The 23428-nt window shown below is 48.8% G+C and carries 16 protein-coding genes; 8 read left to right on the top strand and 8 right to left on the bottom strand.

What is annotated here, in order from left to right; translation table 11 throughout:
- The first annotated feature begins 152 nt into the window (after positions 1-152).
- The gene (locus tag J3491_RS05710; RefSeq protein ID WP_075101950.1) at positions 153-1055 is read left to right on the top strand and encodes an acyl-CoA thioesterase; all 903 of its coding nucleotides are present in this window, start codon (positions 153-155) and stop codon (positions 1053-1055) included.
- Between the two features lie 128 nt (positions 1056-1183).
- Here the strand turns inward: J3491_RS05710 and mutY are convergent, their stop codons facing one another.
- The 4 genes from mutY to J3491_RS05690 all read right to left on the bottom strand — a co-directional run bounded on the left by mutY (position 1184) and on the right by J3491_RS05690 (position 7839).
- Positions 1184-2419, bottom strand: coding sequence for an A/G-specific adenine glycosylase (gene mutY / locus J3491_RS05705; RefSeq protein ID WP_207969476.1), 1236 nt, complete (start codon positions 2417-2419; stop codon positions 1184-1186).
- Positions 2420-2637: 218 nt separating this feature from the next.
- The gene (gene ylqF / locus J3491_RS05700; protein WP_207969475.1) at positions 2638-3594 is read right to left on the bottom strand and encodes a ribosome biogenesis GTPase YlqF; all 957 of its coding nucleotides are present in this window, start codon (positions 3592-3594) and stop codon (positions 2638-2640) included.
- Positions 3595-3822: 228 nt separating this feature from the next.
- Complete coding sequence (locus tag J3491_RS05695) at positions 3823-6915, bottom strand: DUF2339 domain-containing protein (RefSeq protein ID WP_207969474.1); 3093 nt, start codon at positions 6913-6915, stop codon at positions 3823-3825.
- 186 nt (positions 6916-7101) lie between these two features.
- Complete coding sequence (locus J3491_RS05690; RefSeq protein WP_207969473.1) at positions 7102-7839, bottom strand: dienelactone hydrolase family protein; 738 nt, start codon at positions 7837-7839, stop codon at positions 7102-7104.
- Positions 7840-8106: 267 nt separating this feature from the next.
- Here J3491_RS05690 and J3491_RS05685 point away from each other — a divergent pair, with 267 nt between their 5' ends.
- Positions 8107-8580, top strand: coding sequence for a YcgN family cysteine cluster protein (locus J3491_RS05685; protein WP_243456170.1), 474 nt, complete (start codon positions 8107-8109; stop codon positions 8578-8580).
- Between the two features lie 47 nt (positions 8581-8627).
- Here J3491_RS05685 and J3491_RS05680 read toward each other — a convergent pair whose 3' ends face one another.
- Positions 8628-9806, bottom strand: coding sequence for an Lnb N-terminal periplasmic domain-containing protein (locus J3491_RS05680; protein WP_243456164.1), 1179 nt, complete (start codon positions 9804-9806; stop codon positions 8628-8630).
- Between the two features lie 355 nt (positions 9807-10161).
- Here J3491_RS05680 and J3491_RS05675 point away from each other — a divergent pair, with 355 nt between their 5' ends.
- The 5 genes from J3491_RS05675 (at position 10162) to J3491_RS05655 (ending at position 17838) form a co-directional block, all read left to right on the top strand.
- The gene (locus J3491_RS05675) at positions 10162-11061 is read left to right on the top strand and encodes an HlyC/CorC family transporter (RefSeq protein ID WP_075101955.1); all 900 of its coding nucleotides are present in this window, start codon (positions 10162-10164) and stop codon (positions 11059-11061) included.
- 351 nt (positions 11062-11412) lie between these two features.
- Positions 11413-12987: an apolipoprotein N-acyltransferase gene (gene lnt / locus J3491_RS05670; RefSeq protein ID WP_207969470.1), complete on the top strand. Its 1575-nt coding sequence runs from the start codon at positions 11413-11415 to the stop codon at positions 12985-12987.
- Positions 12988-13167: 180 nt separating this feature from the next.
- Positions 13168-13593: a hypothetical protein gene (locus J3491_RS05665; RefSeq protein ID WP_207969469.1), complete on the top strand. Its 426-nt coding sequence runs from the start codon at positions 13168-13170 to the stop codon at positions 13591-13593.
- A gap of 445 nt (positions 13594-14038) precedes the next feature.
- Complete coding sequence (locus tag J3491_RS05660) at positions 14039-15601, top strand: peptide MFS transporter (RefSeq protein WP_075101958.1); 1563 nt, start codon at positions 14039-14041, stop codon at positions 15599-15601.
- Between the two features lie 419 nt (positions 15602-16020).
- Positions 16021-17838: an aminopeptidase P family protein gene (locus tag J3491_RS05655; RefSeq protein WP_207969468.1), complete on the top strand. Its 1818-nt coding sequence runs from the start codon at positions 16021-16023 to the stop codon at positions 17836-17838.
- A 215-nt stretch (positions 17839-18053) separates the two neighbouring features.
- Here J3491_RS05655 and J3491_RS05650 read toward each other — a convergent pair whose 3' ends face one another.
- From J3491_RS05650 to J3491_RS05640, 3 genes are all read right to left on the bottom strand, one after another.
- The gene (locus J3491_RS05650; RefSeq protein ID WP_243456162.1) at positions 18054-18896 is read right to left on the bottom strand and encodes a hypothetical protein; all 843 of its coding nucleotides are present in this window, start codon (positions 18894-18896) and stop codon (positions 18054-18056) included.
- A 124-nt stretch (positions 18897-19020) separates the two neighbouring features.
- Positions 19021-20292, bottom strand: coding sequence for a beta-ketoacyl-ACP synthase II (fabF, locus tag J3491_RS05645; RefSeq protein WP_207969519.1), 1272 nt, complete (start codon positions 20290-20292; stop codon positions 19021-19023).
- Between the two features lie 203 nt (positions 20293-20495).
- Entirely contained in the window at positions 20496-21881 is a 1386-nt protein-coding gene (locus J3491_RS05640) for an anhydro-N-acetylmuramic acid kinase (protein ID WP_207969466.1), read from the bottom strand.
- A gap of 240 nt (positions 21882-22121) precedes the next feature.
- Here J3491_RS05640 and tyrS point away from each other — a divergent pair, with 240 nt between their 5' ends.
- Positions 22122-23333 (top strand): tyrosine--tRNA ligase, encoded by a 1212-nt coding sequence (gene tyrS / locus J3491_RS05635; protein ID WP_207969465.1) that lies wholly within the window; start codon positions 22122-22124, stop codon positions 23331-23333.
- Positions 23334-23428: the final 95 nt, after the last annotated feature.

The following is a 23428-nucleotide window of genomic DNA, read 5'->3' as shown; positions in this document are numbered from 1 at the left end:
GTTCTAACATCTCTCTTGTGTGTTTTTAGCAAGTGATTTCATATTATTTTACATTCAAACGCAGCAGGTTTGCCGCTATATCGCCTAGCTATCCTTAGGTGGATTGGTGCAGGCGCGCCGCGTTTTTGATAAAAATAAGGAAACCTATCGTCATGTCTGATTATTCGCAACTGATTGATGAGCTGCTTGCTACCGTATCGCTTATTGAAGTGAGCCCTGATGTCTTTGAGGGGAAAAGCCATGACTATGTGGGCAGTCGTATTTTTGGTGGGCAAGTCTTGGCGCAAGCAATCATGGCAGCTGCCCATACGCTGGATAAAGACAAACCCTGCCATTCACTGCACGGCTATTTTTTGCGTGGCGGTGATATCAACCAGCCAGTGATTTATCGAGTACGCCGTCTACGCGATGGGCGTAGCCTCTCTGCGCGAGAAGTGACCGCGATTCAGTACAAAGAAGTACGCGGCAAAGCGCCTATTGAGCAAGTGATTTTTTCGATGATTGCCTCGTTTTCGCCGATGGAGGAGGGGCTTGAGTATCAAGAAGATATGCCCGTCTATCCGCCACCAGACGACCTGCTCGCCGAGCAAGATTTAAAAGAAGAGTACGTTGGCAAAGTGCCAGATGCGCTCAAAGCGCGTTTTATGCGTCGTCGTCATGTCGAGATTAAGCCTGTCAAACCGCGTGACCCTATCCATCCTGAGCCGATGAAGCCAAAACAAGCCAACTGGCTGCGTATCCGCGAGCTGGGCAATCAGCCGGTGGCGATTCAGCAAGCGCTATTGGCATTTTCGTCTGATTTTTACTTAGTCGGCACAGGGCTGATGTCGCATGGGGTCAGCTTTATGACCAGTGGCTTACAAGCGGCCAGTATCGACCACTCGATGCACTTCCACCGTACCTTTGACCTAAATAATTGGCTACTATACGACATGTGGAGTGATACCACCTCTAATGCTAAAGGCTTAAATCATGGTCAGTTTTGGCAAGATGGTAAGCTCGTCGCAACGGTGCAACAAGAAGGATTGATGCGTCTGCGGGTGCCCAAATCTTAAATAAAAAAATACAAACTATGCCAGCGTGCTACTGGTATAAATTTTCCTTGCGTGCTGCGTACCCAGATGCTGCGCAAAATTCATCCCAGTAGCACTGTGTTTATTTATAGTGGTTCGACTATACGTACTTACCGCTCTAAAATCTTCACCATCGCCCGCGGTAATCCTAGCGTTGCCCGCGCATCGTCTGCGGTCAACCAATGAATATTAATCTCTGCTGCTTGCAAGGCTGTACTCAATGCGGTTGTTTGCTTATTGTCTAAAGTGACGGATCGCGGCGTCAAATACCAATGAAAGTGGGTCAATGAGTGCTTGATAGGCGCATCATCAAGCAAGGTTTGATTAATGGGTGCGGCTATCACATTATGCTTATCTAACCACTCATGAATAATCTGCTCAGCGGTGGTGAATTCTGCATCAAAGACTTTTTCATTGCTGGTCACTTGGCGTAGTCTCTCGGCGCTGGTGTTTGGTTTGTTCGGTGCTGGCTTACCGCTTGCTTTGCCAGCGATTTTTTCTACAAACTGTAAAGGCAAGCTCCATAGTCCGCCCCAAATACCATTGTCAGGGCGCTGTAGCCATAGTATTTTGCCGTCCGTATCTTTGATGATAAGCGCGTTGCTAAACTTACTGGGCTTGGGCTGTTTTTTTGCCTTGACTGGATAGTCGGTTTCGCGCCCCTGTGCATGGGCAAGACAATCCTCTTGTAGTGGACACAATAAGCAGGCAGGCTTGCTACGCGTGCATAGCGTTGCGCCCATATCCATCATCGCCTGCGCAAACCGTCCTGAGTCATCGACAGGTGTTAAACGCTCTGCCAATGCCCATAGCGTCTTGGTAGTGGCAGACTTGGTGATATCGCCATCGATCGCCGCCCAGCGGGTAAGGACGCGTTTGACATTGCCATCACAGATGACACCATACTTGTGCAAGCCCATGGCCATAATCGCCCCAGCGGTCGACGGCCCAACGCCAGAGATGGCTTCCCAGCCCGCTAGCGTCTGCGGAAAGTCACCGGTCTCGTCAATTATCTCGGCCAGTTGCTTTGCGCCTTTATGCAAATTACGCGCGCGTGCATAGTAGCCAAGCCCCGCCCAATGCTCGGCGACCAAGTCCCATTCTGCGGCGGCCAAATCCTGCACACTCGGAAACGACTCCATAAAACGCGCAAAGTAGGGCAACACGGTGGTGACTTGTGTCTGCTGGAGCATGACTTCGGATAGCCAAACGACATAAGGATTGGGGGTATCGGTCTGGTGCTGTTGCCAAGGCAGGTCATGACGGCCATTTTCGGCAAACCAATCGAGTAGGCGCGGGGCGAAGGTGGTTAATGATGAGCTTGACTGAGAAAAATGAGTAGGCAAAAGTATTCCTTGTAAAGCAAAATTGGTATTTTGTAGGGGTAACTAAGATGGTTTATGGGGCGTAATGAGGATTGCTGCAAGCAGTATTGGATAAGATTTGTTTCGAGTGTTTTTGTCTAAACATCAATGGTGGTCAACGATAATATATGCTAAAAGATAAACGTAACGATAAAACAGGGGCGCTAGGCGCACCCTGCGAGCTATATAAATAAGTGAGTTTATTTACGATTCTTCCGCGTTTTTAATCGGCGCAAGCGCTTTTCTTCTTCGCGGGCTTTCTTTTTTTCTTCTGCCGCCAGACGTTGTTCGGCGACGATGATTTCTTCCGCTTCGATCATCGCTGGAGTCTCAAGGGTAATACGCCCAAGCTTGCCACTACGCAGCTCATTAATCAAAATCTCAGACATGCGGTAGGTATCAACGACTCCGCCTTTTTTGATAAATCCTCGGTTACGCCCTGCCATTTCAAAAAACTCCCAATCAGTCTTGGGCAGCTCGTCAATTTTATAGCGAGTTTTTAGCAGCTCAGGATAAGCGCTCAGCAAATACTCAGCGGTATAGCTGGCGACATCGGCGAAGTCAAACGCGGTATCACGAATGCCGCCGGTCGCTGCTAGTCGATAGCCAGAGTTTTCGTTTTCGACCTTTGGCCAGAGCATACCAGGGGTGTCATAGAGCATGATGTCATCATCGAGTTTGATCAGCTGCTGCGACTTGGTCACCGCAGGCTCGTCGCCAGTTTTTGCTACTGCGCGCCCTGCTAAGGTGTTGATCAAAGTCGATTTGCCAACGTTTGGAATGCCCATGATCATGGCTTTGATCTGGCGACCGGTGCCAACTTTATTGGGTACCATTTTTTTGCATAGAGCGATGATGCGCTTGACGTCATCGGCTTTGTTATTGTCACACGCGATGGCTTTGACACCCGCTTGCTGCTCAAGGTGTGCCATCCATGCTTGGGTCAGATCAGGGTCGGCGAGATCGGCTTTGTTTAATATTTTGATGACGGGTTTTTCGCCGCGTAGTGCTGCGACCATGGGGTTTTCGCTACTATAAGAAATACGGGCGTCAATCACCTCGATGACCACATCCATCTGCGGCATGATTTCTTTGATTTCGTTACGGGCTTTGTTCATGTGCCCAGGGAACCATTGAATATTCACTCTTTTATCCATCTGCTTTCATAACCTTTTATAAAAAATGCTAAAAGTAAGACCATCAGTGTCTACTTTTTTATGATGTTCAGTTTACTACACAACCAGCGTCAGCACCCAATGTTATCCAGTCGCCATGTTGCCACGTTACAATTTTATGTCAGGCTTCAGGCAGGCTGTCATGCAGATTTGCGCGTACCTTTATGTTTAGCTTATCTATAGGCTCCTTGATTGGGTTGAGAGTACGCCCTAGTCTACTAAGTCCTTGCGCGCTGGCGGTAGCGGCGCTAAATAGCCAATGACCAAGATCAAGCTGCCTGCACCAAGGAACGAAATCACCCGCCAAATCGCCTCGGTCTGTGACAAGTCAACCAAGACCAGTTTTAGCACCACCGCGCCCAGTAGTCCAATGCCCATAAACCATAGCGTGCGCTGTCCATAGCGGCTAGCGCTGATGGTCGCGACCAAGGCAATGAGCGTCCATAAAATCGTCAATCCCGTCTGTACTTGCTCGCTGCTCCACGCGCCGCCAGTAACTCCATATACACTGCCAGTCCATAATGGCGTGCCGATAAAGGCATGCAGCGTCCTGACCAACATACTCGAGCCTATCCAAAGGCCAATCAGCGCTAACACAATTAACAGCATATCCTTTTTAGGAATGGCTTTTAATAGATTTCTCGAACCGCTACCACGTGGCTGACGGAGCAAATAAACGCCCAAGGCATAAAACACCACCAGCCATAACGTCAGATCATATAAATTAAATAAAGGAAAGTAGGGTAGTCCCCAAATCACCCCATCATAAGTAAAATTGGTAAAAATTGCCCAGCCTAAGGTGATAGGCACAAAGACTTTGGCGCTGTCTAATAGTGACTGATGCCAATCAAACCGATAAGGCGTAAGCGCTGAATTTGCTGCTTTTGATTGCTTATCATTGTATTGAGTCATAGCATGACGCTGTGTCCACCACAAGCCTGCCAGCATAAAGGCAACCGGAACTAAAATAGTCATGACACCTTTTGAATCAGGCAAGCCATAATGCATGGCTTCTGCTAAAACGATAATGCCCGCTCCAAGCCAGCTTGCGCTATCAAAACGTGTTAACTCAGCTGCTTTATGCCATGTCTTTAGCCATAACTGCCCAACGACCAACCAGCCTATGAGTAGCGTGATAAATATCGGCCAATGAAAGGTCGACCATTGATAATCAAATACATATCTTTGCGGTAATTGAAACAGTAGCGTGGCATACAATAACAGCAGTAAACCATGACAAAACTGCCGAATCTCCAACCAAGGACGATATTGATTGACGGCATAATAAATGATAAGGCTGGTTAACGCGGCTAATCCTAGCAGCGCTGTCGTTGCTATGTGCCAGTTGGCAAGCCATTGATCAAAATCGATGACCAATACATACAGCAGCCAGCCCACGGCGGTGAACGTCAAAAAACGGCTCAACCTTGGACTGCACCACATCAGGTTAAACGCCATACTTTGGCTATTGATTGAAGCCAGCCACTGCTTGGTAGCGAGTTCACCGATGCCCAATGTGTTAGCGTATTTCACCAGCGTCTGATCGGCGTGACGCTGGCTGTTTGTGTCATCCATAGGGGCGTTGCTGGCACGTAAGACAAACATGGCGGCGAGGTAGCTGAGCGCTGAAATCGTCAAGGCCAGTGTTGGATAGTCATTGATCGTAAAGACCACAGTTATCATCAGCATCGCGATACTCAGCAGCTGTAACACTAGCCCAAATAGCACCGACCATGCGCGTAGCGAGCGCCGACCAAACCATACCAACGCCAGCCCTTGAACCGACCAGCCAAAGGCAATCCACTCAGCATCGAGAGCCAGCGGAATCACCAACGCCAAAAATCCAAATCCTAACGCCAGCATGCCTTCAGTGATTAAGGCATATCGTTGACTGCGCTGTACAAACCCCCAGCCAATGCCCAAATAAATCACCGCTAAAACAGCACTGGTGAGGGTCAGCGCATGAGGAATAGCGTCTAACAACGCCGCAAATAAACCAAAGGCCAATATCGGTACGGAAAACAATAAACCTGTATCAATGGGGAAGACATAGGTATTGTTTGCGCTGTTTTTTGTATTGTTGTTTGTGCTGTTGTTCGTACTGGCATCTGTGCTGGGGTTTGTACCGTACATACTACCTACAGTCGTTTGGGCGATATCTGCTTCATTTAATGTGTTATAAGCGATGATGTGCTGGGCGTAGCGGATGACGACAAACAAATATAGCAATACATGCAGCGTCACCAGCAATACCAATGTCCAGCGCTGCGCCTCAATGACAGCGCTTAGATTGCTCGTCGCGCCCCAATAGTAGGCCAGTCCAAAGGTGACCAACACGCCGAGCAGATTGAGCATTTTCCAAGTACGGTAGTGAGCAATGACAGCAACGGTGACGTTTAACAGCAGATAATAGCTAAATAAGGCGACCAGACTGCCGGTGTCTTCACCGGTCAATATAGGCGCAAAAAACCCACCAGACAGGGCCAATAAGGCCAGCGGCAAGGCGTTTTGACGCACAGCGAGACCGATGGTGACAGCTGATAAAAGGCCAAGTCCAATAAAGCTTGGCACGCTTGCGAGCACCTGATAGACGCTATAAGCAAAAAAGACGGTCAAATAAGCAATCGCTAAGCCCGCGCCCTGTAAAGTGATGCCATAAGCAAAGCGGTTTTTTGCCAATTGTATCCCCAACGCCGCCAGTCCCAACCCCATCAGGCCAATACCAATGAGCTTTATGGTAATCGGAATCTCGATATAATCGCTCAGTAAGCGCAGCAAAAGCACCACACCGATGAGTAAGACGATTACCCCGACACGCACGACCAAGTTACCGCCAAAAAACCAGCTTTTGACAGAATAAATCAGTGAGGTGACGATAGGTAAGGAGCGCTCATCAGGCTCTATGGTTGCAGTGGCCTGTCGATTTTTTGTCGATAGTGATGAGGCTGCAGGTAGAGGCGGTGTAGGTAGCTCGGATGAAGGCCAGTCTGCTGACTCTGGCAACTTTACTCGCTCAGAAAGCACGGACGGTTGTGATGTTGTCTGCTGATGCTCTGTATCTTGAGAGTCTGTATCTTGAGAGTCTGTATCTTGAGAGTCTGTATCTTGAGAGGATGGCTCAGAGTGCGCGTTGGATGCAGCGTCTATACTGTCTTTATATTGTTTGAGCTCAGCTTGTAGCGCTGCCATCTCACGGCGCAACTGCTGGATTTGGCTATGGATACTAATATATAGCACCGAAGCGATGATGAATAAAATGGTAAAAGCCAGCCAGCCCAGCGGATTCATTAACAGATATAGCATCCTCGTCACTCAATTTGCTTGATGATAAGGTGATAATGCCGCGATTTGCGTCCGAGTACAAGAAGCGTCATGTACCTAGAGCTGCTCAACCAAAAAAAGAGCCGCTTATGAATCAGCGCCTCTTTTTTTTCGGTTTATATGGATTTTATAAAAGCCCTATGATAGCGGCCTTCTCATGATAGCCGTCTATGCTAAGTTACTTTTCATAAACTCAAGCATGTTATCCCAGCTTTGCTTGGCGGCAGCTTCATTGTAGCCGAGGTCGACGTCGTTTTTGGCTGCGCCCTCATCGGCGTGGGGGTTGGTAAAGCCGTGCTTGGCATTGTCATACACATCGATGGTGTAGTCGACATCGGCCGCATCCAGCTCAGATTTTAGACCTTCTATCGCCTCCATCGATACCATCGAATCATCACGGCCATGCGCGACCAAGACTTTGGCGGTAAAGTTTTTGTCCGCAGGCTGTTTTGCTGATGGGTTGCCGTGGAATGTCGCGACAGCTTTTAGTGGCATACCGTCGCGCGCCATATCAAGCACGACTTTACCACCGAAACAGTAGCCAATCGCGCCTAAGTTGCTACCATCAACGGCCAACTGATCGCTAAAATCATTGAGGATAAGGCGGCAGCGATCCATCAGCATGTCTTGGTCTGCGAGTACTTGCTCCATCCACATGTTTGCCATTGCCGCATCGCTGGTCAATTTACCTTCACCGTAGACATCCATTGCCACCGCTGCATAGCCTGCTTTTGCCAGACGCTCGACCACAGATTTTGGATGATCGACCACGCCCCACCATTCTGGTGCGACCAAGATGCCAGCCGCTGGGTTTTCTTCCGATGCGTCTTCTGGTAGCGCCACATAGCTGATGAGCTCGACGCCGTTTTTGGTGGTGCTGATAAGTTCAAACGTCTTAATTGACATAGTGCTGTCCCTTTTTATGTTATGAATTTTATTTATAGTAAATCGTTTTTCTTACTTTTAGTACCTTAACGCCCATGCTTCGCAAAAACAGCTATAATACTGTAACGCTCTTTATCAAAATGCTACTGCACCTTTATGACACTCAATTTGCTCAACCAACTTGCCGACAGCCAACAATCACAAACTGAACAGTCACTGAAGCCGCAACCAGCGCCAAAGCCAGTTGTGCCTGCTAATACAAGCCTGTTTGCCGATAATGATGGTGAGCTGGCGGCCACCTTGCGGCCGCAGTTTTGGTCACGATTTGCCTTATCAGAGCTGACGCATCCTGAATGGGAGGCTTTATGTGATGGCTGCGGTAGCTGCTGTCTTATCAAATATATCGATGATGATGACGCCGAAGCGTTGGTTGAGTATACCGATGTGACCTGTCAGCTGATGGACTGTGCGACAGGTCATTGTCAACACTATGCCACGCGTCAAGAGTATGTGCCTGACTGTATTCAGCTCACGATGGAAAACCTACCCAACATGATGTGGCTACCATCACACTGCGCCTATAAACGCCTGTATAAAGGGCAGAAGCTCCCAAGTTGGCATTTGTTATTGACTGGCGATGCGGCGCGCACCGAGCAACAGATGCGCGCAGCCAATGTCGGGGTGGCAGGGCGCTGTGTCTCTGAGGTTGGTATGACAGATAAAGAGATGGAAGAGCGGGTGGTGACATGGGTACAGCCCTAGTGGTACCCATTTAGTCTTTTATCGTTAGTTTATGGCGAGTAGTGAGTTTATGGCGTGGCCTGCGCCGCAGATTGTGCTTTGGCTTCAGCCGCCGCTTTTGAGTCAGCCAATGGCGGGATAGGAATATCCTGACGAATCTGCTTGGAGAACTCGCGGCTATTGACTACGCTACTGCCTGCTAAATTATCAAAACCACGCACTTTTGGATTGATATGAGTGCGCTCGTACCAAGTATCCATCGACCAATTCTGCGCGCCGCTGTTGGGCTTGGCGTCGAGCATACCGACATCGTATAAATAGTTTGGCAGCCACCCCGATACCCAAATTCGATAATCCCATGGCAAACGCTCGCCACTGACGATACGAGCCATATAAAAGATAATATTGGTACAGTTACTAATCAACGTATTGTACCAAGTGGGTTCGGCGTTTAGCTCATCGGCGGCAGTGAGATAAGACTCAAACAACGACTTGACCTCGTGTTTTTGGAGGTGGCTGATAGGAAACAGATACACCTGTTCGCCGCGAGCATTGCTGCGCGTATAGATGATATCGCGCTCTTCTGCGGCGATGAGGCTAAGCTCATAACGCCGAAAAAACCCAGCCAGCGCCGAAAAAGACTCGCCTGCTTCTTTACGAATCTCAAATGAGAAGGCAAGCGGTCTGTCATCCTCAAAGCGAAAGCTGACCAAGGTATGAGCAATCAGTGGCCCCATCCAGTATGAGTTGGTGACATCGACGCCTGAAAGTTTGGACATATCAATGGTGCGGGTGTCCCAGCGCTTGGTGGCGTCTGTATCGGTATGCCAGTCAAAATTGCGTACATTTTTGAGGGTAATTATATTAGGGTTGCTCGCGTCTCGCTCATAGGAGACTTGCTGGCTGACCTCTGCCATCCAGTCGCGCTGCTGCTTGGCTTCGATAGAAAAAAACCAGCCAACCCCGAGGCACCAAGTCGCAGCGTACATACCCATAAGCCAAGCACTGGCCGGTTTTTTTGTGATGGTATGGTGCTTGGATGGGTGCTGGTAACGGCTACGTAGTAAGGCTGCCAGCAGGCAAACGATGACGATGGCCGCAAGCCAAGTGAGGAGCGAGCGCACGCCAAACTGATACCAAATCGTTAATAGCAACCACAGCGCCGATAATAACAGCGCGGTGATGATAAATAGCTGGACAAGATAGTAGCGCCATGTCTTTTTTTTAGGGTTTGTGGCGTCCGTCATTGTTTGGCCGTGACCGCTTGTACCATGAGAGCGCGGCAGGCTAGTTGGACATAATCGGCGTAAACGAGAAAAAAACGAGCGTAAGGACATGGCGTTTATTATTGATAAATAAAGGCTTTGACCATAGCAAAGTTTATAACACACTGACAATACAATTTGCGTGAATTTATCGTTGAATGTCGGTGAGCCATGCGATAAAGTGAAGCTAATTTAGGCTGGTCTATTTATAGGTATTATTTGGCCGTGGTTGTGATGGCCTAATCATAAAACGGCTGTTTTATTTGTTATTTCTATCCCCATCTAGGTTTTTTGCTGTTCTCATTGTTATTAACTAAAGAGGTTAAACCACATCATCATGTCTGACGACACTCCCAGCCCGAGTAGTTGGTCGATGCGCGGCTTAAAACGCTGGCTATCGACCGCCCCCGAAACCCGTGATGAATTGATTCGTTTGGTACAGGACTCTCGTCAGTTTTTAGAGCCTGATACTGTCGATATGTTAGAAGGCGTGCTCGATCTGCCTGCCACTCAAGTCCGCGAGATTATGACGCCACGCCCGCAAGTGATCGGCCTGCACGAAAGCGCAAGTCTGGCTGAGGTGATGGATATCATCCTCGACACCACCCACTCGCGTTACCCAGTATTTGATAGCCAAGACGATGATGCGGTCATCGGTATCTTGCTTGCCAAAGACTTGATTCCTATCTTAGTGCACATGGTGCGCGACCAAGAAGACAAAATCGACAGCAAGCGTCTCAGAGATCTGGTGCGGCAGCCGCTATATATCAGCGAAACGGCGCGCTCTGACACGCTGCTGCGCTCACTGCAGCGCACCCAAGTGCACATGGCAATCGTCGTCGATGAGTTTGGCAACTTTGCAGGGGTGGTCACCATGGAGGATTTACTCGAGGAGATCGTCGGCGATATCGTCGATGAGCATGATGACTTTGATGAAGACAGTGATATCAATAATATTATCGCTGATCCTGATAAGCCACATACTTGGCGTGTACAGGCCTCGACGGTCATCGAAGACTGTAATGATGAGCTTGGCACCCATTTTGATGATACCGATGTCGATACCATGGGCGGCCTTGTCATGCAGGCGCTCGGCTATGTGGGCGACTTAGAAGGCGAGAGCGTAATGATAGATGACTGGAAAATCACCATTACCGATGTCGAAGGGCGTTTTATTCATAGTTTAGAGCTGACCAATATGAACGCCGATCAGCAGGTATTGATTGGCAGTCATTGATCGATGATGAGCCGCTCCACCGGTATAGGGTCAGTTTATAATAAAATGGTTATAAAGTTAGGCGTGCTCCTCGGAGGCTTTTGACAGCACCGTTGACCGCTTTATACCAGTCTATAGATAAAAAAACACGATTGCGGTCGTGTTTTTTTTGTGTCTAGCCGTGGGCTTTTGCTACGCAATTTTACCCATTAATTGCTGTAGGCTGGTATCATGGGCGGGTTTATTTACTGAGTTTTTACTGAACGCTTATCGAGCTTGATCTTTGTCTAAGCTTGGTTTTTTTTATCTTTTTATCTAAGCGTTGCTAAGTGAATGCTTACTATTTTAAAAATATGTTTCTGGATAACTGCTATGCGCCTGTCTACTCATGATTTACAAAAACGTCTCAATGCCGATAAGCCAAAGGGCTTACCCATGGCACTGACAGTATTGATTGCGTGGTTGGCAGGGGCCGTGTTTATCTTTGCACTTGCGCCTTATAACATCTGGCCACTAGCACTGCTATCGCCTGCGATATTGTACGCCTTATTGATGCCACAGATGAGCGGCAAACGGGCGTTTTTGATCGGTCAAGCTTACGGTACAGGCTTGTGGTGCGTGGGGGCATTTTGGCTCTATACCTCCATTCATGTGTACGGCGATACGCCAGCGTGGCTTGCTTTGATTATGATTGCGCTGATGGGTCTAGGCATGGGCTTGTTCCATGGCTTTTTGGGGCTGGTGTTTAATAAGATGGTCGGCAAGCAGCCCCTGTCTTTTGCCGCGCTTTGGGTGCTGCAAGAGTGGATGAAGACGTGGTTATTTACTGGTTTTCCGTGGTTGTTTGTCGGTTACGCCTTTACAGAGCAGTATTGGCTATCGTCACTTGCGCCAGTGGCAGGTGTGTTTGCAGTGTCTTTTGTGGCGGTATTATTGGCAGCCAGTTTAGTCGAGCTACTGCGTCGCCGCGCAGGCTATATGGTGGCTTCGATTGCCCTGCTAGCGCTCAGCACACTATTGTGGCTACTAAACCCGCAGTGGACCAAACCCAAAGGCACCCCTGATGTGTCGGTGTCATTGATTCAGGGTAATATTCCGCAAGATTTAAAATGGCTGACTGAGTATCAAATAGAGACGCTCAAGATTTATGCCACGTTGACCCGCAGTGAGTGGGGGCGTGATATTATCTTGTGGCCTGAGTCGTCGATTCCGATGTTTCAGACCGATGCGATCGGCTTTATCAATGAGATGGTCAAAATGGCCAAAGCCACCAATACCACGTGGGTGACTGGTATTCCTTATAAGGATGAAGCGGCATTTGATGAAGCTCAGGATAAGTATCCGCCATTTTATAACAGCGTGATTGCGCTGGGTGCAGAGGCAGAGGGACTGTACAAAAAACAGCGCTTGGTGCCATTTGGTGAGTATATTCCATTTGAAGGGCTGCTCGATATTTTGCCAAACCTTGCAGGTAGTCAAGAGATTATGAGCTATAGTCGCGGCAGTGAGGCGCAGTCGCCGCTACAGGTGCGTGGGCACAATTTGGGTGCTGCCATCTGCTATGAAGTGGCCTATCCTGATACCACGCGCAAAAACGCCATTGGTACAGACTTTTTATTGACCATCTCAAACGATGCGTGGTTTGGCACCTCGGCAGGCCCGCTACAACATCTACAGATGGTACAAATGCGCGCGCTCGAAAATGGCCGCTGGTTTATGCGTGCGACCAACACCGGTGTCACCGCCATCATTGATCACAAAGGCCGTATCGTTGAGCGCGCCCCGCAGTTTGAGCGCACCGTATTGCGCGGTGATGTACAAGCGCGGACAGGCAATACACCGTTTATGCGTGTTGGTCATTATCCTGTCTTGTTTGTGGTGGCGCTGCTGCTGTTATTGAGTTATCTGGGCAAACGGGCAACGACAAGAGCGCGCTTGGGTAAGTAGTTTTGCTGTTGATCCGTCGTTGATGTGCCATTAAAGCAAATAATAACGCTAAGGCGCTCAAGTCATGGAAAAAAACTGCCCATAATAAATCCTTTAAATACTTAAGGGTTTTAACAAATCGTTATAAATTGCGATATAATGGGTCAATATTTCAAATATTTTGTGCAAGGTGGATAAGATATGTCAGAAGGTATCGTCAATAACAACCCAAAAAAAGAGCTGTTATATGCTCTAGTCGGCACAGCCTTGTTTTTAGGTATTGTCTTACTTATCGGTATTTCTGGATTTTTGCGTCCAGCGGGCGAGCATATCACTGCTGAGACGACCGAAGCTGCAGTCGCCGCTGACGAAGCAGCGCCAGTAGCGGCGGCCAGTGCAGAGGCTCAGGACGATGCAGCCCCAGCGGAAACAGCAGAAGCGGCCGCCCCTACGCCAGCGGCAGATGCGACTGTGACGCCAGCGGATGCAGATAGTGCCGTGGTAGCAGCAGAAGCAGGCACCGCCACTGCCTCTGGTACGGTCAGCCAAGCGGCGGTTGCCGATGCTGATTTGACCGCAGAGCAAGCGGATGGCGACGTGGAAGCGGGTGAAACTGCCGCACAATAAGCTGTTGTTGCCTAGGGCGTGTTCTCATTTTAAAAATGGCGATAAAAATGAAATAAATCGCCGTCAAACAAGGAAGATAGCGCAGATAATATCGAGATATTAGCCAGCTATTTGACACCGTTTGGCTAGATTTAGCCATTTTTAGCCCAATTAGATGGCTATCGATTGAATTGAGGACACGCCCTAGAGATACGGGCTGTTTTTTTCTCATTATGACAGGGTCGTTATCTTGTCATAGTGACTGATATTTGTCTTTTGGCAATGCCACAAATACTCGCTCTCAGCTAATGAGGGCGATTTTTTTTGTGAGCCACTGTGTAATTATTGACCAATTAATTCTTTACTTGCCGATAGACAGGTGAAACAATATTGCTCCTATATGACCGCTTATCTGAATAAATAGGGGTTTGGTCATTGTTAAAGTGGTCTTTAAAGGAATAATCTTATGAGCAAAGAAGCAAGTTCAGGGGTGAGTGCCGCTGAATTAGAATCGCTAGAAAACGGTTTTATGGGGCATCCAAAGCCGCTGCGTCCGCTATTTTTTACGGAGATGTGGGAGCGGTTTTCTTATTATAGTATTCGCCCGCTATTGGTGTTGTTTATGGTGGCGACGGTAGGCAGTGGTGGTTTTGGGTTTGATGAAGTCACCGCTTCTGCTATCTATGGTATCTTTGCTGGCTCATTATATTTGGCAGCCGTCCCTGGCGGCTGGCTGGCAGACAACTGGCTCGGACAAGAGCGCGCGCTGTGGTGGGGCAGTATCATTATTGCCCTTGGTCACTTATGTATCGCGCTTTCGGCGATGTTTGGTATGACGCTGTTTTTTGTCGGTTTGATTTGTATTGTTTTGGGCTCAGGGTTATTTAAGACCTGTATCTCGGTGATGGTCGGGGCGCTGTATACCAAAGGTGATGTGCGCCGTGATAGTGGTTTTACCTTGTTTTATATGGGTATCAATATCGGCGCGTTATTGGCCGCGCTGATCGTTGGGATATTTAAAGAAAAGGGCATGTGGCATGTCGGCTTTGGGGTCGGTGGTTTGGGGATGCTCATCTCGCTACTTATCTATCGTTTTTCTGCCCAAAAAACATTGACCCATTATGCCAAAGCCAAAGGCATCAGTGCTGAGTGGGAGCGCTCTAACGACCGCTATCATAATGTCGGACGCTGGGTCGCAGGATTTGTGGCATTATTGGTGGCTGTGATTGTGCTGGTCGCCACTGGTATCATGCCGTTTGAGGCAAGCATGGTCGCAGAGTATATGACCTATATCATCGCTGCCGTGGTGATTGGCTATTTTGCCGTGATGTTTGTCTCACCGCGCCTTGATAAAACCGATAAGCTGCGTTTATTGATTTGCTTTATTTTGATTATTGGCTCGACGCTGTTTTGGTCAAGCTTTGAGCAGCAGCCGACCTCATTTAACTTATTTGCTGATCGCTATACCGACCTTAATGTCTTAGGGTTTGAGATACCAAGTATTTGGTTTCAGTCGCTAAACCCGCTGTTTATTTTATTACTCGCTCCTATTGTCAGTATTCTTTGGGTCAAGCTGGGTAATAGAGGTATCGAGCCAAATAGTATGGTCAAGTTTGCGCTTGGTATGTTGATTACTGCGGCAGGTTTTGGCTTGATGATTATTGCCTCAAAAAACATTTTGACCAATGAGACTGGCCTAGCATCCCCTTTATGGCTGGTCGGTAGCTTGTTGCTGTTGACGCTTGGTGAGCTGGCACTGAGTCCAGTAGGATTGTCATCGATGACCAAACTTGCGCCAAAAGGTATGCAAGGTCAGATGATGGGGCTGTTCTTTGCTTCTGTCGCCATGGGTAACTTGGTTGCCGCGTTTTTCGGTGGTCATGTCTCAGCGGACAAGATCGAAGGATTGCCAACGCTATTTACGACCATGACCGTCTTTTTGGTAGTGACGGCGGTTATCTTGTTGCTATTGGCCAAGCCCATCAGCACCATGCTCAAAAACAGCGAACAGGCCGATCATGTCAGCTAAACGACACCCAAAAAGTTAGCGGATGCGTTTGAGCAAATGGTCAGGATAGCCAAGTACTAATTTTGTGCATCAATAAATAGGCTGATGATTAGACGTGTTACCATGGTTGGTAGCACGTCTTATCGTTTTTATCCGTGACCAATCTTGCTCAAGCCATGACATATTTTTGTTCAAGCATTTTTTTATTCCAGCATTGAAAGCTTGTTATCTGCCCAAACATCTTAATAATATCTGGCTATTTATCACTTCTGCATGGTCAGTACTTGCATCAATGGCTATTGATCATTCAATACGATTCAATGCGCGCTTACTCATTTACCCGCGCCAATAAGACGACTACTCATAGTCGCCGCGTCGTCGTATTTTTTTAATACAACCTCGCTTGCCCACTGTCTTCAAAACCAATAAGGAAAATTTTAATGAATAAACAACACATTCATGATCGTATCGCAAGTTTACGGGAGCGCATGGCCGCCCAAGATCTAACGGCCATCATCGTACCGTCAGCGGATCCGCATTTATCAGAGTATCTACCAGAGTATTGGCAGGCGCGTTTGTGGTTGTCAGGGTTTACAGGTTCAGTCGGTACGCTCGTTGTTACGGCTGATTTTGCCGGCCTATGGACCGATAGTCGCTATTGGGCACACGCCGCCGCCCAGCTGGAGGGTACAGGTATCAGCTTAGAAAAACTGGCACCAGGTCAGCCAAACCATATCGATTGGTTGGCGACGCATTTAGCAGAAGGCGATAGTGTGGCGGTCGATGGCAATGTGTTGTCTATCGCGGAGCAAGACAAGCTGTTAGATGCGTTTGATGCCAACGATATTACCTTAATTACTGAGCGTGATGTACTGACCGAGATATGGGCAGATCGTCCAGCGCTGCCATCAGCAAAGTTATATCAGCATGATGCACAGTTTGTGGCGCAGTCTGCGACCGACAAGCTTGCTGCGGTACGCTCAGGGATGCAGGAGGCTGGCGCGACTCATCATCTGCTCTCAAGCTTGGATGACATCGCTTGGCTGACCAATCTGCGCGGCAGCGATGTCGATTATAATCCCGTGTTTTTGGCGCATATGCTCATCAGTGCAGACAGTGCGACATTGTTTGTCGATAACAGCAAAGTCAGCAGCGATATCGCAAAAGCCTTAGAGGACAGCGGTATCACGCTTGCTGATTATGACGCAGTACAGGACGCCTTGAGCGCACTGACTCCAGAGGATTTATTGTTATTAGATCCAAGTAAAGTGGCAGTGGGTACGCTATCGAAAATGGCGGATGATGTGGGCTTTATCGAGCAAATCGCTCCCAGCACGTTACTCAAATCTGTCAAGTCCGATGCCGATATCGAGCATGTCCGTGAAGCCATGCGCCAAGATGGTGCGGCCTTGTGTGAGTTTTTTGCCACGTTTGAGCAGCGTTTAGCAAACGGCGAGCGTTTAAGTGAGCTGGACGTTGATAGTATGCTGATTGAGGTGCGTAGTCAGCAGCCACATTATGTATCGCCAAGCTTTCCAACGATTGCAGGCTTTAATGAAAACGGTGCATTGCCGCATTATCGGGCAACGCCAGAAAAATTCAGCTACCTTGACGTCGCTGAGGGTGAGGGTGGATTGTTGCTGATCGACTCAGGGGCGCAGTACCAAAACGGCACCACCGATATTACTCGTGTGGTCGGTATTGGAAAAGTAAGCAGCGAGCACAAACGCGACTTTACCACAGTACTCAAAGCCCATATTGCTTTAGCGCGTGCAAGCTTCCCTGATGGTATCGCCTCACCACTCATTGATGCGATCTGCCGTGCGCCATTGTGGCAAGCACAGATGGACTACGGTCATGGTACAGGGCATGGCGTCGGTTACTTCCTAAACGTCCATGAAGGCCCGCAAGTCATTGCTTATAGTGCCAGTACGCCAAAAGAGCGCGCCATGAAAGCAGGTATGATCTCCAGTAACGAGCCGGGTCTATACCGCGAAGGTAAATGGGGCATTCGTATCGAAAACTTGGTGGTCAACACCCCAGTTGCGAACCCTACCGAGAGTGAATTTGGTGAATTTTTACACTTCGAAACCGTCACTTATTGCCCAATTGATACCCGTTTGCTTGATAAATCATTGCTTAATCAAGTAGAGATCGAGTGGCTAAACGACTACCATCGTCAAGTTTATGCTGAGCTAAAAGATCGCGTTGCTGGTGCAGCGCTTGATTGGCTGACTGAGCGTACTCAATCGATTTAATCGAAAGCCTTAGGGCGTGTCTTTATTTCTGAAATGAGCACACGCTAGTAGACGCCCAATAAATAAGCCCCGTAAATGTTTACGGGGCTTATTTTTTGAAATTATCAAACGATATCTATAGTTTTTGGCTGTCTTTGTTGGGCATATAGCCAATCCCCAATCTTTAAACTACTATAAAACCAACCCAGTAGCATGCTGGCATAACTTTACTCTTTCTATTTGGAATTAACGACAGGCTGATCTAAAGCCTCTGTCTCACCCAATTGCTGTGCCACCTCAGCATGGAGCCATGATTTGAGGTTTTCTGATATCAGCATCATCTGTTCACTGAGATAGTCATCGATCTGCATCTCAAGCTCACGGATGAGCGCTTGATGCGCGGCGCTAGATGGCTCCTCTTTTAGTGTCAGCTTGATGGCTGTACTGGCCTTATCTTTGATGGCTTTGACCGCTTTGACATTGGCATCATGGTTTTTATCATGAGTGGTTTGCTGATCAGCCGTTTGCGCTTCCTCACCGCTGCGTTCAGGGGCACGGACGGTCTGCGGCTGAGTGCTGGTGGTAGCGTCTTTATTACTTTGTGTTTTTGCTATGCCAGCTTGCGCTGTGTCAGTTTTACTATCGGTGTCAGGCGCGTCTGATTTGGTGCTTTGGTGGGGCTCTTGACGGGCGGCTGGATGGGTACTATTTTCTTTATCATCAGTTGCTGCTGGCGTATGCGGTGGTTGTTTTTGTGCGGCTTGTGCTTTTGAGGCTATTTCTTCTTGTCGCTTTGCGTCCTCTGCTGCTTTTATTTTTTCTTGTTTTGCTTTGGCATCCGCTTGCGCTTGCTTATCGGCGATGGCTTTTGCAATGGCCTGCTCGGCATCGTGGTTGTCGTAGAGCTCATCGACATGAGTGTCTAGATCAGGCGTGCTAAATACAAAGCTTTCAAACGGCGTCTGGGTCTGTAGCAGGGTGATGATGTCTTTTAGCTCTTGGGTGATGGCGGCGCGTACAGGCTCAGGAGCACACGTCCAGCGCTGATAAAACTGATGAGAAAATGAGTAGCTTGACATGGTATCTTCCATAAATGTACAAAAATTACCCCTTATCATACGCAAGTACGATAAGGGGCTGCAAGTGCACAAACGTAGCAAATCTGACACCAAAGTTACAACGCGCCGTATCAGACGGTCGTATTTAGGCGGTGATAGGCCAGCGGGCAAATATCAAAGAGCCATTGGTACCGCCAAAGCCAAAGCTGTTGGACACGGCATATTGTAAATTTTCCACTTTTCGGGATTGGTGCGCGACATAATCGAGGTTACAGTTGTCCTCGACATTGTCTAGGTTGATGGTGGGCGGTACATGCTGTTGCTGCAGCGCGCGAACGGTAAAGATGGCCTCAATACCTCCAGCTGCGCCCAGTAGATGCCCTGTCATTGATTTGGTTGAGCTGACCAAGATGCTGTCTTTGACAGGCGCAAAGACGGTTTCGATAGCGATGGACTCCGCGACATCGCCGGCGGGGGTGCTGGTGCCATGAGCATTGACATAGCCCACTGCGTCAGGCTCGATGCCCGCGTCATTGAGTGCGTTTTTCATTGCGCGAGCGGCACCGCTACCGTCTTCTGGGGGCGCGGTGATATGGCTGGCATCGTCGCTCATGCCAAAACCGACCAGCTCGGCCAATATCGTAGCGCCGCGCGCTTTGGCGTGGGCGAGGCTTTCGAGTACCACCACCCCTGCGCCATCGCCGAGCACAAAACCATCACGGTCTTTATCAAATGGCCGTGAGGCTTTGGTTGGTTCGTCATTGCGTGTAGAGAGCGCATGCATCGCCCCAAACCCTGCCATGCCAAGTGGACTTGAGCCTTTTTCGCTACCTCCAGCGAGCATCACATCTGCATCGCCATAAGCGATCAAGCGTGCCGCGAGTCCCATCGCATGCGTGGCAGTGGTACACGCAGTCGAAGTGGCGAGGTTTGGGCCTTTTAGGGTATGTTTGATCGCAACCAATCCTGCGGCCATATTGACGATCGAGCCTGGAATAATAAAGGGCGATACTCTCCCAGCGCCTTTTTCGCGTAGGGTGTCGCGGCTGTTTTCGATGGTCTGAATACCACCGATGCCTGAGCCTAAGATGATACCAAATCGCTCAGCGTCGACGCCTTGTACCGGCGCATCGGCCGCGCTCACCTCATCGATGAACCCCGCATCTTTTAACGCCATGGCTGAGGCCGCCACACCATAATGCATAAACTCATCATAGCGGCGCGCGTCTTTGGCGTTCATGTATTGTTTGGCATCGAAGTCTTTGATCACCCCAGCGATTTGCGCACGGTAATCAGTGGCATCAAAATGGCTGATAGGGGTAATACCACTCTCACCATTGATGAGCTTGGTCCATGAGCTATCGACATCGAGGCCAAGTGGCGTGATAGCGCCCATACCCGTGACCACGACACGCATCTCATCTGGGCGCTGGTAATGCGGCGGCTTTTGGCGCGGTGTTTGCTGGGTAGTGCCAGCATTAGAAGGGGCGGCTTGCGCGTTCGGTGAACTGCTATGTTGGCTCATGCGATATATCCTGTACGTGCGATCCTAAAAAGAAGGTATTTTAACCGTCATTATAAAACACATAAGTGTACGTATGTAAACTAAAATTTGACCGGCTAGGCAAAACATACCTGACCCAATACCACGCCCTTTTTGGCGCCTGTTACCGCAGGTAGATTGCCGGTTTCGCCCATCAAGGTTTGCCGCGCCAGCCAGGCAAAGGCAACGGCTTCGACCCAAGCTGGATGCAGTCCTAAGCTTGCGGTCGTGGTGACATGACAATGGGGCAGATGTGCTTGTAGCCGCGTCATCAGGTAATCATTTAGCGCGCCGCCGCCGCAGACATACACCGCGCTGTTTTTATGAGACTGTACAAACAGATGAATCTGCGCGCTGGCGCTAATGGCGGTCAGCTCGGTTAAGGTCGCTTGTACATCAGCGGACGAGTAACGAATATGCGCCGATGCTTGATCAAACCTTTGTAGCTCCTCTTGTAGCCACTCTAGGTTGAACTCCTCACGCCCTGTGCTCTTAGGATAAGATCTGGCAAAAAACGGATGCTCTAGCAGCTGATTTAGGAGTGGCTCTATTACTTGGCCAGACTGAGCCCAAGCGCCGCCTGCGTCATAGTCATTGTCGGTATGCAGCGCGGTCCACGCATCAAGTAATAAGTTGGCAGGGCCAGTGTCATAGCCAACGACATGGCTATGAGTATCAGGTGTATCACTATCAGTATAATCATTGCCCACATGATCGTTGTCAGTATAATTACTGGCGGGCAAGACGGTAATATTGGCAATACCGCCTAAGTTTAATAACACGCGCGTACTATCAGGATCAGCAAATAATGCCTGATGAAACGCTGGCACCAAGGGCGCGCCTTGCCCGCCAACTGCCATATCACGGCGACGAAAGTCGCTGATCACACTGATGCCCGTACGCTCAGCGATGATATTGGCATCGACCAATTGCAGGCTAAAACCCATTTGTGGGCGATGGCGTACCGTCTGGCCATGACAGCCAATCGCCAATACCGACTCGCTATCGGTATTTGACTGCTGCAATAAATTATTGACAACCTCGCTGGCAAACTCGCCATAGGCTTTGCTTGCCCAGCCAAACCAGTCCAGCTCGCTATTTGGCTGGTTGTTTGGCTCACCAGCGCTCGGCGTCAATGCTTGAATACCATTAGGCTGACACAGAGCGAGCAGCACTTCGCGCAGGCGCGGCGGGAAGTCTTGGCTATAAGTGGCTAAAAGCTGCATCGGCTGCTCTTCATGACTCATGTCGGCGGCAAACTGACAAAGCACCGCGTCCATCCCATCCAAGCTGGTGCCAGACATCATGCCGATATATAGACCGTCATCAAAGCTTTCAAACACCGTTTGCTCTAACGCATCAGTGAGCGATGCATAATGGGCATTTTCGTCAGCTGCTAAAGGGTCAGCTGCTAAAATCTGATTACTTTCTGGATCATTCGTGGTCTGGACAGGGTTGGCCATGGCAATTTACCTTAAAAAACGCTAGTATATCCCTCAAATTCTAACATCTTTTACTGGCTACGAAACGCCAATCCCGTTTGCAAAAATAGAGTAGCAAGAAAAACAAGTGCAGGTATTAATATAGAGCAGATGCTATATCTAGTAGACTAAACGAATTTGACGCTGCTAATCGTATTTTGGCACTCGGGAGCATTCGCCCAAACGCGTTACCCTTTTAATAAAGACAATAAAGAGAGCATCATGACCACTCAAACCCACACTCTAGAAGAACAATTGGCCCTGATTCAGCGCGGTACGCAAGAAATCCTTTCAGAAGAGGACTTGGTTGCCAAGCTAAAACTGGATCGTCCGCTGCGTATCAAAGCCGGTTTTGATCCTACCGCGCCTGACCTGCATTTGGGGCATACGGTATTGATTAATAAACTCAAGCATTTCCAAGACTTGGGTCATGAGATTTATTTTCTCATCGGGGATTATACCGCCAAGATTGGTGACCCCTCTGGTAAAAACACCACGCGTCCGCCGCTCAGTGATGAGCAAATCAAAATCAACGCCCAGACCTATGCTGAGCAAGTCTTTAAGATTTTGGATAAAGAAAAAACCAAGATTGTCTTTAACTCTGAGTGGTTTAACGACATGTCGGCGGGGGACATGATTCAGCTATCAAGCCAGTTGACAGTCTCGCGTATGCTAGAGCGTGATGATTTTTCCAAACGCTACGCGGCGCAAACGCCGATTGCCATCCATGAGTTTTTGTACCCATTGGTGCAAGGCTATGACTCAATCGCGCTCAAAGCCGACGTCGAGCTGGGCGGTACCGACCAAACCTTTAATATCCTAATGGGTCGCACCCTGCAAGGTCGCTATGGTCAAGAGCCGCAAGTGTGTATCACGGTGCCGATTTTAGAAGGGCTAGACGGCGTCAATAAAATGTCAAAATCTCTTGGCAACTATGTCGGTATCTATGATGCCCCAGGCACCATGTACCAAAAACTGCTGTCGATGCCAGATACCTTAATCCGCCGCTACTTTGAGTTTTTAAGCTTTAAGCCGATGGAGGAAGTCGAAGCATTGATGACAGAGATGGAAAACGGTCGCAATCCACAAGAGATCAAACGTATCCTTGCTGAAGAGCTGATCGAGCGCTTCCATGATGCGGATGCTGCTGCTAATGCGCACAAGTCAGCGGGCAACGTACTTGCTGATGGCGAGCTGCCAGTTGATCTGCCAGAGGTGACGTTGGAGCTAGAAGGTGCGGATGCGTTATTTATCACGCAGATATTGAACCAAGCAGCCCTTGCCAAAAACAACTCAGCAGCCAAAGACATGGTCAAACGCGGCGCAGTAAAAGTCGATGGCGAAGTGGTCGATGCAGGCTTTAGCTTAACCTCAGGTCAAACGGTTGTGATTCAAGCTGGCAAGAAAGCCTATGCAAAAGTGACGGTGGCCTAATATAGTAGATTCAATTTAAAAATGTTATAGCGCTACTGGTATAAATTTTCCTTGCGTGCTGTATACACAGAGGCTGCGAAAAATTCATCCCAGTC

Source organism: Psychrobacter halodurans, from assembly GCF_017498075.1.
Taxonomy (GTDB): domain Bacteria; phylum Pseudomonadota; class Gammaproteobacteria; order Pseudomonadales; family Moraxellaceae; genus Psychrobacter; species Psychrobacter celer.
Note: the sequence above shows the minus strand (reverse complement) of the source record. Positions and strands in the feature narration are given on the sequence as shown.